The sequence below is a fragment of the Streptomyces sp. NPDC127197 genome, assembly GCF_042672405.1.
GTDB lineage: Bacteria > Actinomycetota > Actinomycetes > Streptomycetales > Streptomycetaceae > Streptomyces > Streptomyces flavusporus.
In genome coordinates, this window is sequence record NZ_JBHXVG010000063.1 from 1 (window position 1) to 14,649 (window position 14,649).

Here is a 14,649-nt window from a genome sequence, read left to right on the forward strand (position 1 = left end):
GGCGACTCCGAAGGGCCAGATCCTTCATCTTCCACGCAGCACCGCAATAAGGCGCTCTTCCTACATAGAACTCCTCCTTGCGTTCAGGACACACGAACCGACGAAACGCGCTGGTCAGGTCATATGCAAGTGCTCGCGGAGATCGTTTCCCACGCTGTGACTCCGATTTTCCCGCCGCCCAGGCCAGAGGCGGGAGCGGGGCTGCTTGGATCATCACCGGCCTCAGTCCTAGCGGACACTGCAAGCGGTCTCGATCCTGTCGGTCAACTCGGCCGGGATCGATCCCGGGCCCCAGACGTGGACAACGGTGACGAGGACAGTGTTCCGGCTCTCCAGACTTGGAAAAGCGCGGTCACGGCCGACGACGGCCTGAGTCGAGACCTTCGGCGCTGGCCTGTGCTGTCCCGCTTCACGAGCTCGACGCACACAGGGGAAAGCTGGCATGGGCGGACGCGAAGGCCTACCTCATGGCGTGCGAGGTCAGGCAGCTGGGACAGAGGTGACCTGCGCGTTCGCCGAGGACCCGGGCAGGGCGATGGCACGCAGGAAGGATCCGGAAGCGTGCCTGTTGAGCATGGCGCGTACCACGACGTAGCCGATCATTCCGCCCAGCGTGTTGACGAGGACGTCGTTGATGTCGCAGGACCGGCCGTTGTTGAAGAGCACGTAGCACAGCAGCTGTGTGGCCTCGATGCACAGGCTCACCAGAGCGCTCACCGCGGTCGCGCGCCGCACCCTGTTCACCTGTGAGATCAGCGGGAGCAGCACCCCGAGCGGGATGAACATGATCACGTTGGGTATGGCAGTCGCGTCGATGGTGATCAGCGGTGCGAAGTTGATCTGGCTGTACCAGGGCGTCTGGTTCGCGTACTTTCCCCAAGTCACAGTGATGGGAAAGACGGTGATCGACAGCACCGCCGCGGCGTAGACGCTCGCAGTGATCCTCAGGACCGCCTGCCGACTCGTCCAGCCCGGCTGGGACAAGCGGGCGCGCAGCATGGTGACCACGGCGACACGCCAGGCTCCTAGCGTTCGGCAGCGGATCTCCGATCACCCACGCTGCCTGGGACGACGTACACCGGCTGAAATCCCTGACCGTCCGCTGAGGCGCATTCAGCGCCATACGGAACGGGGATGCGTTACGGAGAGAGCCCGGAGCTCGCCAAACGGCTTCATTCTCTCCGGAAGCGGTGGGGCGCCGAGAGAATAAGCCCCGGGCCGGGTTCCGTTGACGACACATTGTTGTGAGTACCGTCACACTGCAATCTTTCGCGCGTTGGTGAACCGGTATGACTTCCCCGCCGTTGTGCGGTGAAGTACCACCATGAATTTGCTACACACGAGAGAAAATCTTCATACGCAAGCTGCTTACGTCACTCCTGGTCGGCTGGAGCGCGATTGCGACCGTTGCGATGACGACCTCCCCGGCCGGCGCACTGCCCGCCAGATACCAGTTCCAGAACGCCAAGAACGCCTCGGTGTGCTTTAGCGCATACGGTGACAGCATCAGCGCGGTGCCCTGTCTGCCGGAGAACAGCTCGCTCTCCCACACCCACTGGGTCATGGACGGCAACGCGCCAGCAGCAGGTTCGTCATCCCATCACCGCACCAACGGATGAATGCCTGGATGGCAATCTCAACGCCGCGTACATGTCGCCTTGCACCTGGGACGATTACGGCACCTACTGGGATGTCGAGCAGGTCTCCCCCGGCTACTTCCTGTTCCGCTCCTACAGCGGCAAGGTTCTCACCCGATGGGACTCCGGAAACGTCAGCCTCGCCTGGCCCTCGGACGTGGATGACGACCGCAAGTACAAGTGGAAGGCGATTCTGTAACCGAGCGCCTTTCGTGATGGCCCGCAGGTTTCTTGCCGCGGGCCATTCCGCTTTTCCAGACGGTCGAAGATCCGGTGTCGCGCTCGCAGATGCGCCTGCGGGCCGGCGAGACAGCGCCGCCAGTGCTGCCCAGATCGTGCGCTCGGCTACCACGACGAGCCGGCCACCCGCCTGGTCAGTGAAGCTGGAGGAACCTGGAGCCGATGCGCACCGGGCGAACACTCGAGGCGACCCCGAGCCCTACTCGCTTAGCGGCCTTCCGAGCCGCCTGCCTGCTCCGGTTACGTCGGTCTACTTGCTTGCCCTCGGCGCCTGCGCCAAGGGCTGCAAGGCGGAGCGCTCCGAGGGCGGCCCATCCTCGAGCGCTATACAGGGAGTGCGCATCACACTCCCGCTGTGACGGTGGCGTTCAGCGGTCGGGAGGCTGACCGCCACTGTCATGGGGCACGGATATTCAGCGGTACGCGGCCCGGAGGGAGGACTGTCCCCGCTCAGTCTCGCCTCAGTTCGAGAAGGGGACAGCATCAGCGGCGGACGTGTGCCAGTTGGTGACGATCGGCTTGTCGACGACGAACGAGCCGACGCTCAGGGACACCGGGTTCGGGTCACCGTTGGAGACGGAGACGATGAGGCTGCTCAGCTCCTTGCCGCCGTCCTGGTTGGTGGTCTTCGGGTTCACCCCCGCGTAGGCGGTGACCCCTGCGCGCAGCGTGATCTCCTGACCCACGGACTGCTCCGCGGGCTTTGCGGCCGTTCCGTCCGATCCGAACGCCACGACCGGCAGCGCGGCGGGCATGACGCAGGTGATGCCCGGCTTGGCCTTGGCCTTGATCAGGTAGTAACCGCCGGCCTGGGACTCAGAACTCACGCTCCAGGAGATGTCGTTGGTACCGCAGCTCTGCCCGTAGCCGCTCTTGTCTCCGGCCGTGTCGTTGCCGTTAGTACCGGACTTGTCCGATGAGCCGCTTCCCGCGGCCTGGCCGCCGGAAGACTTCGAAGCGCCGGAACCGCTGCTTCCGCCGCTCTTGTGCCCGCCCTCGCCGCCGCTGGGCGCCGTCGGGCTTGCCTGGCCGGCTGCCCCCGGGGAGTCCGCGGTGGCGGTCGCGGCGGGCGACGTACCAGCCGACGCCGACGGCGTGTCACCGCCCTGGCACGCGGTCATCAGCAGGCCCGCGCCGAACGCGGCGGTGACGGTAAGGGCGGTGCGCAGACGGCGGTTCATTTCGGGTTTCCCTTCCTGGGGGGCAGATGCGGGGCACCAGGTGCGCGGTGCCGCGCGTTGACATCACCATCACGGCCACTCCTGGCTGCCGGTTCGGTGCTGTCTCACGTCCATGACTCCGCTGTCACGCGCCTGTGACACAGCTCCGGCGGGCCGTGGGACGAAGCCGGGCCACGTCCGGCGGGAGGCTGAACCGGTCGTCCGTTCGCCCCGACCCCGCCGAGCCCACGATGTCGGGTCGCTCTTCGAGGCCTCACCCGAAGCCGCAGGTGAAAGCGACTCACGTTCCTGCTCAGCCCGGGCGTCCCGCGGCGAGGTGAAGTGGGCGGCACCCGGAAGGTCCCGCTAGACTTTCTATCTAGTAATAGAAATAAAATGGAAGCCCGCGCTGAAAGGAGCGTCATGGACCACCTCGCAGCCAGTGCGGAGGCGGACGAGCGCAAGGGCGCCGCTGCCGTTGCCTCGATCGACGCGGACGAGCACCTCATCCGTGAGGTCGAGAAGATCGCTGTCGCGCTGGGCCGTATGTTCCCGGGCCTGTGCGAAGTGGTCCTGCACGACCTGCGGGATCCGGAGCATGCGCTCCGGGCGATCGAGAACAGCCTTTCGGGCCGCCAGGTCGGTGACTCCGCCACTGAGCTGGGCCTGGCCCGCATCGCCGACCCGGAGTACCCCAGCGTCATCCAGAACTACCCCAACCGGTTTCCCGACGGCCGCCCGGTGAAGAGCACGTCCATCGGCATCAAGAATGCCGAGGGCGAGTCGCGGGTCGCGGGTCGCGGACATGCGGCACGTCGTCCTCCGGTTGGATCCAGACGCACCGGGCCGGACCGGTCTGGGCACGTCCCAACCGCAACGTTTCCATGTACACGCGCCGCGCGGCCGGCTCCTGTGTACCGGCCAGCCCGAGCGGCAGTGACCACATGGCCTGGCTCTCCGGTACGGCCAGCAGGGCGGCGCGCACCTGCCGTGCGTTGAGCAGCTCGGTTCGCTCCATCGGGGCCGCGCAGCGCACGTCCAGTGTGATGTCATCCTTGCGCGCGTCCGCCCCGAGCCGGGCGAGGGCGGCCGACGAGCAGACGCCGGGCACAGCGAGCCGCCACGGTTTGCGCCGGGCGCTCTCAGCATCGTGCGCAACTCGTCGGCCGCCTGAAGCAGCCGTCTGGCCGCGGGCAACACCTCGCGACCGAAGGGCGTGAGGACAGCCCTGCGAGAGGTCCGCTCGAACAACGGGTCACCGAGCGGCACGTCGACACCGGTATGACCGTGCATGCGTTGTGCGAGGCCGCGCTCCACCACAGCGACAACACGGCGGGCAATCTGCTGCTCGGCATGCTCGGCGGGCCGAAGGGCCTCGACGCCATGCTCGAAGGGATGGGCGACGACATCACCCGGATGCAGCGGCGCGAGACGCAGCTGAACCAGTGGGCTCCGGGCTCGACGCCGGACACGACCACGCCGCGTGCGTTCGCCGGCGATCTGCGTGCGTTCGTTCTGGGTGACGTACTCGGAAAGGCCGAGCGTACCCAGATGGCGGACTGGCGGAAGGCCAACACCACGGGGGCGAAACTCATCCGGGCCGGGCTCCCCGACGACTGGGTGGTCGGCGACAAGACGGGGGCCGGCGGCACCTTCGGCACCCGTAATGACATCGCCTTGGTATGGCGCCGGAAAGCAGCCCCCATCGTCATCGCGATCATGACGAACCGTCACACGAAGGATGCCGACTACGACAACGCCCTGATCGCCAAGGCGGCGTCCGTGGTCGCGCGGGAACTGTCGTGAACCGCTGCAGGACCACCGGCACCGCTGCCGAGCCCGCCCTCGTCATCGGCGCGTCGTTCACGGCTGCTTCGTGTCCGGTCCTACGGCAACAAGCCGTCGTCCATCTCCGTGCGGTCGGCGGCCCACGCGCTGAGCGCGCGAGCGCATGGCGGGCATGACGCCGACGGCGCGGCCGGGGTCGTCCGGCCGCGCCGCCGAGCGGGTGATCGTCCGCGATATCCGAGGGGCCGTCCTGCCGCCTCAGATGCGGCTGAAGCCCGCCCACTCCTTGATCTTGAAGTGGCTGCCGTCACGAGCTACCTCGGCGGCGCCATGGCCGGGGAGGTGTGCCGGCAGGAGGAGGGCGTTGTTGTCGGCGGCCCACTCCAGCATGCGTCGTCTGGTAGCGCGTGCCTGCTTCTCGTCCTCCTCGAAGCAGCTGTTGAATTCGGGGTGTTCGAGCTGCAGCGGGGTGTGCAGCAGGTCACCGATGAACGCCGCTCTGTCGGTTCCCGACTGCAGCCGGACCACGGACGATCCGGGGGTGTGCCCGGGGGCGAGGTCCAGCGTCAGGTGGGAGTCGATGGTGTGACTGCCGTCCCAGAGCTTCACCAGACCGGCCTCGTGGACGGGCAGCACACTGTCTTCCCAGACGTTCTGGGTGGCCTTCGGATCCTTGGCGCTGATCGGGGGGAGATCAGGGTTCCAGAAGTCGAACTCGACCTTGGGAATCAGGTATGTGGCGTTGGGGAAGGTGGGCACCCAGTCACGGTCTTCTCGCCGGGTGTTCCAGCCGACGTGGTCGTTGTGGAGGTGGGTGTTGACCACGATGTCGACGTCCTGAGGCCGGACACCGGCACGGGACAAACGGCGCAGGAAGCCGGTGTCCATGTACTGCCACACCTCGGCGTAGGGGCGGAATTTCTCGTTTCCGGCTCCCGTGTCGATCAGGATGGTTTTGCCCTCGCTGCGCAGAACCCAGGTCTGGAGCGCGATGGGGACCATGTCGGTGTCGGGGTTCCAGAAGTCCGGGTTGAGCCAGGAACGGTTCTCCTGCCACAGTTCCTCCGAGCTCTCCGGGAACAACTGGCGCGATGTCATCCCCACCGGCCCCTTGTACTCCACCACACGGGTGACGGTGACCTTGCCGAGAGCAATCGTGGACACCTGCATCGTGTCCCGGGAAGTGGCGGAGGAGGCACTCGACTCGCCACCTATGAGGAGCTGGCCGGCGCCGAGCAGCCCGGCAGCACCGACTCCGACCCCGACGCCCGCAGCCGTTCCCATGAATCCGCGCCGACTCATGGAGCGTGAAGACATTTCCCTGCGCATAATTCCGTACTCCTGTGAAGAATGGATTCCGACGTTTCCGGAAACTGACAGTGCGTTTCCGGGGGATGGACACCGCGGCCATTGCCGCCTCACGAGGGGGCGTCGACCGGAAGGTCCCGGGGCCGCCGCCGCCCGGCTCGGGTGTGACCAGCCGACGTTGTCGGTCGGAAGGTCGGTACTCCGGGAGTCTTCGGCAGCCGAAGCCGTGAGACATCTGTCAGATGACAGCGGTCGCGTCCTATGACGACGTCGCTGACCGGCCGGAACCTTCGCCGACTTTTTCCTTGCGGCTTCCGGCCCTGAGAGCAGCCCAACGGCGCCCCCGGCCCGGCCGGAGCGATTCGGCCGGACCCGAGCGGCGTTTTCAGGCTGCCGGTGCGAGTGTGAGTGCGGGCTGGGTCTGCTGGTAGGCGTGACCGATCCGCAGGAGGGCGCTCTCGCCGAGGGGACGTCCGAGGAGCTGCATGCCGATCGGCAGGCCCGCCGCATCGTGGCCGACGGGGACGGACAGGGACGGCACCCCGGTGATGTTGGCAGGGGCCGACAGGCGCACGTAGGCGTCGGAGACGCCCTCGACGGTGCCGTCGGCCCAGGTGATCGTCTCCTGGCCGGCCCTCACCGCGGTCGCCGGGACGGTCGGGGCGGCGATCACGTCGACGTCCTGCAGCATGCGCGCCCACTCCTGCCGCATGAGGGTGCGGGCGCGCTGGGCGCGCAGGTAGTCCCCGGCGGGCATCAGTTCGCCGGCCTCGAGGAGGATGCGGACGTCTGCCTGGTAGAGCTCGGGGACCGTGCGCAGGGTGCGCTCGTGGTAGGCGGTGGCCTCGGGCACCATCAGGCCCCACTGGGTGGCCTGGATGTAGCGGGTCATGGGGATCTCGACCTCGACGAGGCGCGCGCCGAGGGCCCGAAGCTGGGCGATGGCGCGCCGTACGGCGGCCTCCACCTCCGCATCGACGTGGTCGAAGTAGTAGGTGCGCGGCACGCCCACGCGCAGCCCCGTCAGGTCCGCATCGGCGGCCGGCCGGTAGTCCGTGGCGGGTGTGGTCAGGGAGGCGGGGTCTCGGGGGTCGTGTCCGGCCAGGGCGGTCAGGACCAGGGCCGCGTCCTCGACGGTGCGGGTGACCGGGCCGACGTGGTCCAGTGACCAGGACAGGGACGTGACGCCGTGGCGGGGGACGAGGCCGTAGGTCGGCTTGAGGCCGACCACCCCGTTCAGCGCGGCGGGCACCCAGCTCCCACGGCGAGCTGACAGCTGTGCCGGGCCTGGCCGCACTGCTGGACCACGGATCGCCCAGCTTCCCCACGCAGGACCGGCGTCGTCGCCGTCGGCGACATCAGCGCCGAGCTCCTCGCGGAGATTCTCGCCGGGGAGGGCGGCAGGGGCGCCGTCAACGGGGCTTCGGACGCGTCTCCGAGGCCCGCGCGGACCGTGCCGTGGCGGGCCACACCGACCAGGCACGTCTGCCGGGCCGAGCAGTGCGGTCAGGCGGCAGCGCCCGGGTACATGGCCATACGGCCACGCAGCTGTGCGCCGATGTGACTCCGACAGGGCCGGAACGGCGGTTCGGTCAACGCACCGACCTGATGGGGATGACGGCCAGGGCACCGATCACGCAGACCGCGGCGGCGGCGCCGAGCAGGAGGTGGTATTCGTGGCCGCCCGCGGTGTTGACCAGCAGCACGCCGAGGGCGGGCGCGATGGACTGCGGTGCGGCGTTGGCGATGTTGAACACGCCCAGGTCCTTCGCCGTCTCCTCCGGATCGGGCAGGACGTCGAGGACGAGGGCGAGGTCCACTCCCGCGTAGACGCCGAAGCCGAGGCCGAGCACCACTTCCGCGGCGTAGAAGCCGGCCACGGAGTGCGTCGTGATCAGCAGGGCCGTGCCGATGCCGAACACCAGCGCGGAGGATCCGACGAAGACCTTGCGGCGCCGCAAGCGGTCGGACAGCCATCCGGCCAGCTGGCCGGAAGCCATCAGGACAAGGGTGTAGATCAGCACGCCGGTGGCCATGACGGACACCGCCCGCTCGTCCGACAGGCCCAGATGGTCCTGCAGGAACAGCAGCCTGAAGGTGGTGAACATGAACATCGCCAGAATGATCATGAAGCGGGAGGTGAAGGCCCAGCCGAAGTCAGGGTGCTTGCGGGGGTTCACCCAGAATGTTCTGAGCACCGTGCGGGGGCCCCCGTCGGACGGTGGACGCTGCGGCAGCGGCTTGTCGGGAAGGGCGATCGCGTACAGCAGGACCAGGGCGAGCCCGACCGCAGCCGGGGCCATGAACAGCAGCATTCCGTGCGTGCCGAGGACCTTCGCCGCGTAGGCGGCGCCGAGAATGGCCACGTTCTGCATGACGCCGATCAGGCCGGCGACCTTGCCCCGCTGGAAGACCGGTACCTGGTCGGCGACCGACGCGGTGAAGGCAGCCAGGGCGGCGTTGGCGAACATCTGGCTCAGGAACCAGGCGACGGCGACGACCGTCAGACTGCGCGTGGTGGCGATGACGGCGAGGCCGCCCGTCAGGCCGAGCGCGCCGATCACCAGCCAGGGCCGACGCCGGCCGAAGCGGCCGGTCGTCCGGTCGCTGATCCGGCCGAAGACCGGGTTGGCGAGGAACGCGGCCACCGCGCCGAGGCTGCTGACCATGCCCAGGGCAGAGACCTCGTCGTCCTTGGGGACGATCTCCTGCACCTTGATGGCAAGGCTGGCGAAGACCGGAGTGAGCAGGGCCAGGAACAGTCCGAGTTGCGCCAAGGCCATCGTCGTGACCACCCAGGGGCGGGCCGTGCGCTCGGGCGAGCAGGGCTGCTCCAAGTCCTCGGGGGCTGGACCCGGGCGGGGGGAGGTGGTGGTCATGTGACCGCCTTAGTGCTGGGGAGACGCAGAAAGGGAGGGACGCGCACGCGGGATCGCCGGCATGCGCTGCTCGCACGCGTCTTCGACAGGTGTGAGTGGTTCGCCAAAATAAGCGTGGCTCGATGCCCGGGCAAGAGTCGGACGCAGTCTCGTGATGTACGACGCAACGCACATCGGCGCACTGTCCGTATGGCGATATCTTCCTGCAACCTGTGGTGTGCAACGATCCTGGCAGTACCCTCTCTGGCAGGTCAGGTCGGACATCAGGTACAGCGGCGGGACATCTGTCAAATGACGACGAATGTACGAGACGTCAGTCATGGACCCCAACTGCCGCCCTGGCAAGGGAACTCATCGATGTCTTCCCGCCATGCGATCCACTTGGTCGGACGCGAGGCCGAGCTGGCGGTGCTGCGTGATGCCGTCGCGCGGCTGCGAGCCGGCACCGGCGGCGTGGTCCTGATCGAGGGGGAGCCCGGCATCGGCAAGTCGTCGCTGGTCGCCGCGGCGGCCGCCGCCGGACAGGAGTCCGGCTGTACGGTGCTGCGCGGCACCGCGGACCAGGTCGCACATCCGTTGCCGCTGCGATTGCTGTTCGACTGCCTGGAGATCACGCAGCACACACCCCATCCCCGTCGCGCGGAGATTGCCCGCTTCGCGCATGCCCGGCGTCCCGACATCTTCCTCAAGAGCGCTGCGCACGCCGCGGTCGCCGAGATGCTCATCAACCTGGTCGATGAGCTGTGCGCGGGCTCGTCGACCGTGATGATGCTCGACGACGTGCAGTGGGCGGACGACGCGTCGCTGGACGTATGCCGACGGTTGGCCCAGGCCGCGGTGCACCTGCCGTTGTTGCTGGTGCTGTCCTTCCGTCCGGTACCACAGGAGCCGGGCTTGCGACGGCTGCGTGCCGCGCTGCGCGGCCCCGGCACGAAGGAGATCTCGCTGGGGCCACTTGGTCCGGACGCCGTCCTCGATCTCGTGTCCGACGTCGCTGGTGCGCAGCCGGGCCCCGCGCTGGTCGAGTTCGCCGCCCAGGCGAGCGGCAATCCGCTCTACGTGCGGGAGCTGGTCGAGTCCCTGGTGCGTGAAGGCGTGGTGACGGTCGACGGGCATGCCGAGCTGCGCGACACCTCGCTGAGCTGCGTTCCAAGGTCCCTGGCCGCGGCGCTGGACAGCCGGCTGAGCTTCGTCGGGGACAGCGCACTCGACATGCTGCGGGCGGCCGCGCTGCTCGGCGGGGAGTTCGCGGTCACCGAGGTGGCAGTACTCCTGGGCCGGTCCATTTTCGAGATCGCCGCTGACCTCAAGGAAGCCGTGGCGGCCGGGATCCTCGTGGATGCCGGCCGGCGGATGGGGTTCAGGCATCCACTGATCCGCCAGGCGCTCTACGACGGCATACCGACGGCGCTGCGTGTCGCGCTGCACCGGGACGCGGCCCGGGCGCTCGACGGCATCGGCGGGGTCGAGCCCCAGAGGGTGGCCCAGCAACTGCTGGCGGCGGGCCTGGCGGGCGACCGCTGGACCCGGAGCTGGCTTGCCGATACGGCCCCGGTGCTGGCAGCGCGGGCCCCGCACATCGCAGCCGAGCTGCTGCGACGGGAGCTGGATCACGGGGTTGCCGACGAGGGGGAGCGTGCCGCGTTGAGCATGGCTCTCGCGCGGATCCTGGTGGGCACCGGCGAGCATGAAGAGGCCGCGCTGCACGCCCGGCAGGCCCTGGCGGGGTCGACCGAGCCCGCTGACCGCGGGCGGATGTACTGGGTGCTCGCCCGTGCGCTGGTCAGCGGCGGTGACAACGACGCGGCCGTCGTGACCCTGAGGCAGGCGTTGGAGCGGCCCGATCTGCCGGACGCCTGGCGTTCCCGGTTGCTCGCCTCGTTGGCGATGTTCCAGCGGGCGGGATCGGGTGCTCTGGAGGCCGCGGAGGTCACCGCCCGCCAGGCACTGGAGATCGGTGAGAGTACGGGGGACGCCTTCGCCACCGCGTACGCGCTCATCGATCTGTGGGGCAACCACTCCGTACAGCGACGGCATCTGTCCGCCCTGGAGTGCGTGGACAGGGCGCTTGGGATGCTGAACAGCGCCGGCGACCACGCGGATCTGCGGGCGTACGCGCTGCATGCCCGGATATTCACCCTGCAGAACCTCAGCCGGTGGTCGGATGCCGAGGGGGCCCTCGGCGAGGCGCGGCGGTTCCTCCTCGACAACGACCGAGCCGATGACGCCATGTCCAGCGTCACCGCAGCGGTCCTCATGTATTGGCTGGGCCGGTGGGACGACACACTGGCGGAGCTCGACTCGGTCGACCAGAGCGTCTCCGCGATGACCTACCGGGGACTGCGCGAACGCGGGCCGGTGTGGCTGTGGCACGGCGTGGCCGCTCTCATCGCCGTCCGCCGGGACGAGCACGCCAAGGCCGGGGCGCACCTGCGGGCCGGGCTGCGTCAGCCACCTGTCACGGTCGCCGACCGGGAGAACACCGACTTCCTGCTGTGCGCGCGAGCGCTCGCCGCCGAGCAGAGCGGGGACCCCCAGCAGGCCCTTGCCCACCTCAGTCCTCTCCTCGACCGGCGGCCCGGTGAGATGACGCTGATCCACCAGTGGCTGCCGGCGTTCGTTCGGCTGTCACTCGCGGTGGACGACCGGTCGGCAGGCGCGGCCGCACTGGAGGCATGCCGGGCCGAGGCGGCCGCGGAACAGGTCCCCGCCCGGGCCACGGCTGCCGCCGACTGGTGTGCCGGTCTGCATGAGGGAGATCCGGCGTTGTTGCGGTCGGCGGTGGATCACTATCGCGCCGCCGGTGTGCCGGTGGAGCTGGCGGGGGCGTTGGAGGATCTCGCCGTCGTCCTCGCCGATCGCGGGAGTACGGCCGAGTGCAAGGCTGTTCTGGCGGAGGCCGTGGATCTCTACAGCGGTTTCGGCGCGGTGTGGGATGTCCGCCGGGCCGAGGCGCGACTGCGCGAGTACGGGATCCGCTGCGGTGTGCGGGGCGCCCGGGCCAAGCGGGCCGCGCACGGCTGGGACGCCCTGACCCCGACCGAGCGCAAGATCGCCCTGCTGGTCGCGGCCGGCCGGTCCACAGCCGAGATCGCGCAGAGCATGTTCCTGACCCGTCGCACCACGCAGACGCACATCTCGCACATCCTCGCCAAGCTCGGCATGCGCAGCCGTGTGGAGATCGCCCGGGAGGCCTTCAACCGCGACCCGGGAGCCATTCCCACCGATCTGTGACGCGATCGCTGTCATCTGACAGATGTCTCGTGGCATGGGCCACGGAAGCCTGGGCGTACACCGGCCACCTGGCCGGAACGCCGGCTGGCCGGCCTTCACGGACACCTGCTCGACGCCTCTCCTGAGCGCCGGGAACAGGTGTCGAGAGTCACAGAAGGACAGGAATGCAGAATGGACATCATCGAGCACGACACGATGGCCGGTGTCCTCTTCGACAACCACAGGCAAAGCGGACCCGTGGCCGTGATGCTCCGCTACGACACCTCAGACCCCCTCGCCGTGGGCCTTGTCTTCGGTGTGGGCGACCAGCCGGGCATCACCTGGGTCTTTGCCCGTGACCTGCTGTCGGAGGGCATCCGCGAAGCCATCGGACAGGGTGATGTCCGCGTGTCACCGAGCTCGTGGCAGACCACCGACGTGGAACTGAGATCACCCGAAGGAACATGCAGAGTGCGGTTCTACACGGATGAACTCCAGGATTTCCTCCAGCGGACGAACACGGTCTGCCCGCCCGGTTCGGAACGGTGCGAGAAGAGTCTCGAGCGAATGCTGCAGGGGCTCCTGAGGACCGTCTGAGGCGCTGCGATGCGGGGACCGACCGATGCAGTGATCAGCCGCGGGTGACGTTCTCGGTGAGCAGGCGGAGCAGGTGCCGGGCGGTGGCCTGCTGCTCGGACGACAGGCCCATGGCCTCGCCGATGGCGACCGGGACGGTGCGGGCCTTGTCCCGAAGTTCCGCGCCGGCCGGGGTGAGGTGGAGGGCGACGGAGCGTTCGTCGTCGGCGCGGCGTTCGCGGCGGATCAGACCGGCTGCTTCCAGACGTTTCAGCAGGGGAGAGAGGGTGCTCGATTCCAGCTGGAGGGCGGTGCCCACGTCCCGTACCGAGACACGGTCCCTCTCCCAGAGCACGAGCATCACCAGGTACTGGGGATAGGTGAGACCCAGCTCGTCCAGCAGAGGCCGGTAACGGGCGGTGACCGCCCGCGAGGCGGCGTACAGGGCGAAGCAGAGCTGGTCCTGTAGCAGGAGCGAGCCCTGCTCCACGGGGTCGTCCGCGGCCTGGTCCATCGCCTGGTCCATGGCTCCGTCCTCACGTCTCGATAGGAGACCTCCACACTAACAGGCGCCCCCAATAATATCCCGCCCTATTAAGTTGTGCACTACTTAATCGCACGCTACTGTCTTTCTGTGCCGACCGACCCCGGGCGGCGCACCAACCAGCCGCGCTACGAGGAGCCACCATGTCCGAGACCACCACCCAGCCCGTCCTGGAGCCGGCCGCCGCCGCCTTCGCCGAGGCCACCGCCAACCCGCCGTACCTGTTCGACCTCGGTCCGCAGGAGGGCCGCAAGGCCGTGAACGAGGTCCAGTCCGGCGAGATCGCCAAGCCGGACGTCGCCGAGGAGTGGGTGACCGTCCAGGGCGGCCCCACCGGATCGGTCCAGGCCCGTATCGTCCGGCCGGCCGACGCCCACGGCCGCCTGCCGGTGATCCTCTACATCCACGGCGCCGGCTGGGTGTTCGGCAACGCCCACACCCACGACCGGCTGGTGCGCGAGCTCGCCGTCGGCGCCCGCGCGGCCGTCGTCTTCCCCGAGTACGACCTGTCGCCCGAGGCCCGCTACCCGGTCGCCATCGAGCAGAACTACGCCGTCGCCCGCTGGGTCGTCACCGACGGCGCCGCCAACAACCTGGACGCCACCCGCATCGCCGTCGCCGGCGACTCCGTCGGCGGCAACATGACCGCCGCACTGACCCTGATGGCCAAGGAACGCGGCGACGTCTCCCTGGTGCAGCAGGTGCTGTTCTACCCGGTCACCGACGCGAGCTTCGACACGCCGTCCTACCACCAGTTCGCCACCGGCTACTTCCTGCGCCGGGATGCCATGCAGTGGTTCTGGGACCAGTACACGACCGACGAGAAGCAGCGCGCCGAGATCACCGCCTCCCCGCTGCGCGCCACCACCGAACAGCTCACGGGCCTGCCCCCGGCCCTGGTCATCACCGCCGAGGCCGACGTTCTGCGCGACGAGGGCGAGGCGTACGCCAACAAGCTGCGCCAAGCCGGAGTTCCGGTCACCGCCGTCCGCTACCAGGGCATCATCCACGACTTCGTGATGCTCAACGCCCTACGCGAGACCCACGCCGCCGAAGCCGCCATCAGCCAGGCCATCGCCACCCTCCGCACCGCGCTCGGCACCGTCTGAGCGGCTCCGGAACTCCGGGCAACGCCCGCACGATCCCACCAGGGCGGCCGGAGCTTGCGGCCCACGCCGCCGGCAACGACGTCACCGTCGTCCGGCCCCCGGGCAACCTTCACGAACGTCATGCTCAACGCCCCGTGGACGCGGCGCATCCGCGATCCCGGCCAGACCGTCTCACTGCGAACACCCCAAGGAGAA

General features: G+C 68.7%; 11 protein-coding genes and 2 pseudogenes. 6 read left to right on the forward strand and 7 right to left on the reverse strand.

Annotation, left to right across the window (positions count from 1 at the left end):
- Positions 1–480 precede the first annotated feature (480 nt).
- Both ACFVJQ_RS42530 and ACFVJQ_RS42535 read right to left on the reverse strand, forming a co-directional pair.
- Positions 481–999, reverse strand: coding sequence for a VanZ family protein (locus ACFVJQ_RS42530; protein WP_385791111.1), 519 nt, complete (start codon positions 997–999; stop codon positions 481–483).
- A gap of 334 nt (positions 1,000–1,333) precedes the next feature.
- Positions 1,334–1,564, reverse strand: coding sequence for a hypothetical protein (locus ACFVJQ_RS42535; RefSeq protein ID WP_385791072.1), 231 nt, complete (start codon positions 1,562–1,564; stop codon positions 1,334–1,336).
- Between the two features lie 86 nt (positions 1,565–1,650).
- Here ACFVJQ_RS42535 and ACFVJQ_RS42540 point away from each other — a divergent pair, with 86 nt between their 5' ends.
- Positions 1,651–1,836, forward strand: coding sequence for a hypothetical protein (locus ACFVJQ_RS42540; protein WP_385511552.1), 186 nt, complete (start codon positions 1,651–1,653; stop codon positions 1,834–1,836).
- Positions 1,837–2,338: 502 nt separating this feature from the next.
- On the opposite strand, the gene ACFVJQ_RS42545 is transcribed toward ACFVJQ_RS42540, so the two are convergent.
- Positions 2,339–3,058, reverse strand: coding sequence for a DUF4232 domain-containing protein (locus tag ACFVJQ_RS42545; RefSeq protein ID WP_385791074.1), 720 nt, complete (start codon positions 3,056–3,058; stop codon positions 2,339–2,341).
- A 402-nt stretch (positions 3,059–3,460) separates the two neighbouring features.
- On the opposite strand from ACFVJQ_RS42545, the pseudogene ACFVJQ_RS42550 reads away from it, so the two are divergent.
- Positions 3,461–3,820: pseudogene (locus tag ACFVJQ_RS42550) on the forward strand (PAS domain-containing protein); the annotation flags it as partial.
- 498 nt (positions 3,821–4,318) lie between these two features.
- Positions 4,319–4,843 carry a class A beta-lactamase gene (gene bla, locus ACFVJQ_RS42555; protein ID WP_385791076.1) on the forward strand — a complete coding sequence of 175 codons (525 nt, stop codon included), beginning with the start codon at positions 4,319–4,321 and terminating at the stop codon, positions 4,841–4,843.
- Between the two features lie 240 nt (positions 4,844–5,083).
- Here the strand turns inward: bla and ACFVJQ_RS42560 are convergent, their stop codons facing one another.
- The 3 genes and pseudogenes from ACFVJQ_RS42560 to ACFVJQ_RS42570 all read right to left on the reverse strand — a co-directional run bounded on the left by ACFVJQ_RS42560 (position 5,084) and on the right by ACFVJQ_RS42570 (position 9,012).
- Positions 5,084–5,989 (reverse strand): MBL fold metallo-hydrolase, encoded by a 906-nt coding sequence (locus tag ACFVJQ_RS42560; RefSeq protein ID WP_385791113.1) that lies wholly within the window; start codon positions 5,987–5,989, stop codon positions 5,084–5,086.
- Positions 5,990–6,518: 529 nt separating this feature from the next.
- Positions 6,519–7,385, reverse strand: a pseudogene (locus tag ACFVJQ_RS42565) (amidase); the annotation flags it as partial.
- A 340-nt stretch (positions 7,386–7,725) separates the two neighbouring features.
- Entirely contained in the window at positions 7,726–9,012 is a 1,287-nt protein-coding gene (locus ACFVJQ_RS42570) for an MFS transporter (protein ID WP_385791078.1), read from the reverse strand.
- A gap of 357 nt (positions 9,013–9,369) precedes the next feature.
- On the opposite strand from ACFVJQ_RS42570, the gene ACFVJQ_RS42575 reads away from it, so the two are divergent.
- Together ACFVJQ_RS42575 and ACFVJQ_RS42580 are read left to right on the forward strand one after the other, a co-directional pair.
- On the forward strand, positions 9,370–12,246 hold the full coding sequence (locus tag ACFVJQ_RS42575; protein WP_385791080.1) for an ATP-binding protein: 2,877 nt from the start codon (positions 9,370–9,372) through the stop codon (positions 12,244–12,246).
- Positions 12,247–12,417: 171 nt separating this feature from the next.
- Positions 12,418–12,822 (forward strand): SsgA family sporulation/cell division regulator, encoded by a 405-nt coding sequence (locus ACFVJQ_RS42580; protein WP_385791082.1) that lies wholly within the window; start codon positions 12,418–12,420, stop codon positions 12,820–12,822.
- Positions 12,823–12,856: 34 nt separating this feature from the next.
- On the opposite strand, the gene ACFVJQ_RS42585 is transcribed toward ACFVJQ_RS42580, so the two are convergent.
- A complete protein-coding gene (locus ACFVJQ_RS42585; protein ID WP_232789769.1) occupies positions 12,857–13,327 on the reverse strand; it encodes a MarR family winged helix-turn-helix transcriptional regulator in 471 nt (156 codons plus the stop codon).
- Between the two features lie 161 nt (positions 13,328–13,488).
- On the opposite strand from ACFVJQ_RS42585, the gene ACFVJQ_RS42590 reads away from it, so the two are divergent.
- Positions 13,489–14,454, forward strand: coding sequence for an alpha/beta hydrolase (locus ACFVJQ_RS42590; RefSeq protein WP_385791084.1), 966 nt, complete (start codon positions 13,489–13,491; stop codon positions 14,452–14,454).
- Positions 14,455–14,649 lie beyond the last annotated feature (195 nt).

What these genes read in the sequence shown, in the direction of transcription:
- ACFVJQ_RS42530 (WP_385791111.1), bottom strand. Translation starts at nt 999, where the DNA reads ATGCTGCGCGCCCGCTTGTCCCAGCCGGGCTGGACGAGTCGGCAGGCG.
- ACFVJQ_RS42535 (WP_385791072.1), bottom strand. Translation starts at nt 1,564, where the DNA reads ATGACCCAGTGGGTGTGGGAGAGCGAGCTGTTCTCCGGCAGACAGGGC.
- ACFVJQ_RS42540 (WP_385511552.1), top strand. Translation starts at nt 1,651, where the DNA reads ATGTCGCCTTGCACCTGGGACGATTACGGCACCTACTGGGATGTCGAG.
- ACFVJQ_RS42545 (WP_385791074.1), bottom strand. Translation starts at nt 3,058, where the DNA reads ATGAACCGCCGTCTGCGCACCGCCCTTACCGTCACCGCCGCGTTCGGC.
- bla (WP_385791076.1), top strand. Translation starts at nt 4,319, where the DNA reads ATGACCGTGCATGCGTTGTGCGAGGCCGCGCTCCACCACAGCGACAAC.
- ACFVJQ_RS42570 (WP_385791078.1), bottom strand. Translation starts at nt 9,012, where the DNA reads ATGACCACCACCTCCCCCCGCCCGGGTCCAGCCCCCGAGGACTTGGAG.
- ACFVJQ_RS42575 (WP_385791080.1), top strand. Translation starts at nt 9,370, where the DNA reads ATGTCTTCCCGCCATGCGATCCACTTGGTCGGACGCGAGGCCGAGCTG.
- ACFVJQ_RS42580 (WP_385791082.1), top strand. Translation starts at nt 12,418, where the DNA reads ATGGACATCATCGAGCACGACACGATGGCCGGTGTCCTCTTCGACAAC.
- ACFVJQ_RS42585 (WP_232789769.1), bottom strand. Translation starts at nt 13,327, where the DNA reads ATGGACCAGGCGATGGACCAGGCCGCGGACGACCCCGTGGAGCAGGGC.
- ACFVJQ_RS42590 (WP_385791084.1), top strand. Translation starts at nt 13,489, where the DNA reads ATGTCCGAGACCACCACCCAGCCCGTCCTGGAGCCGGCCGCCGCCGCC.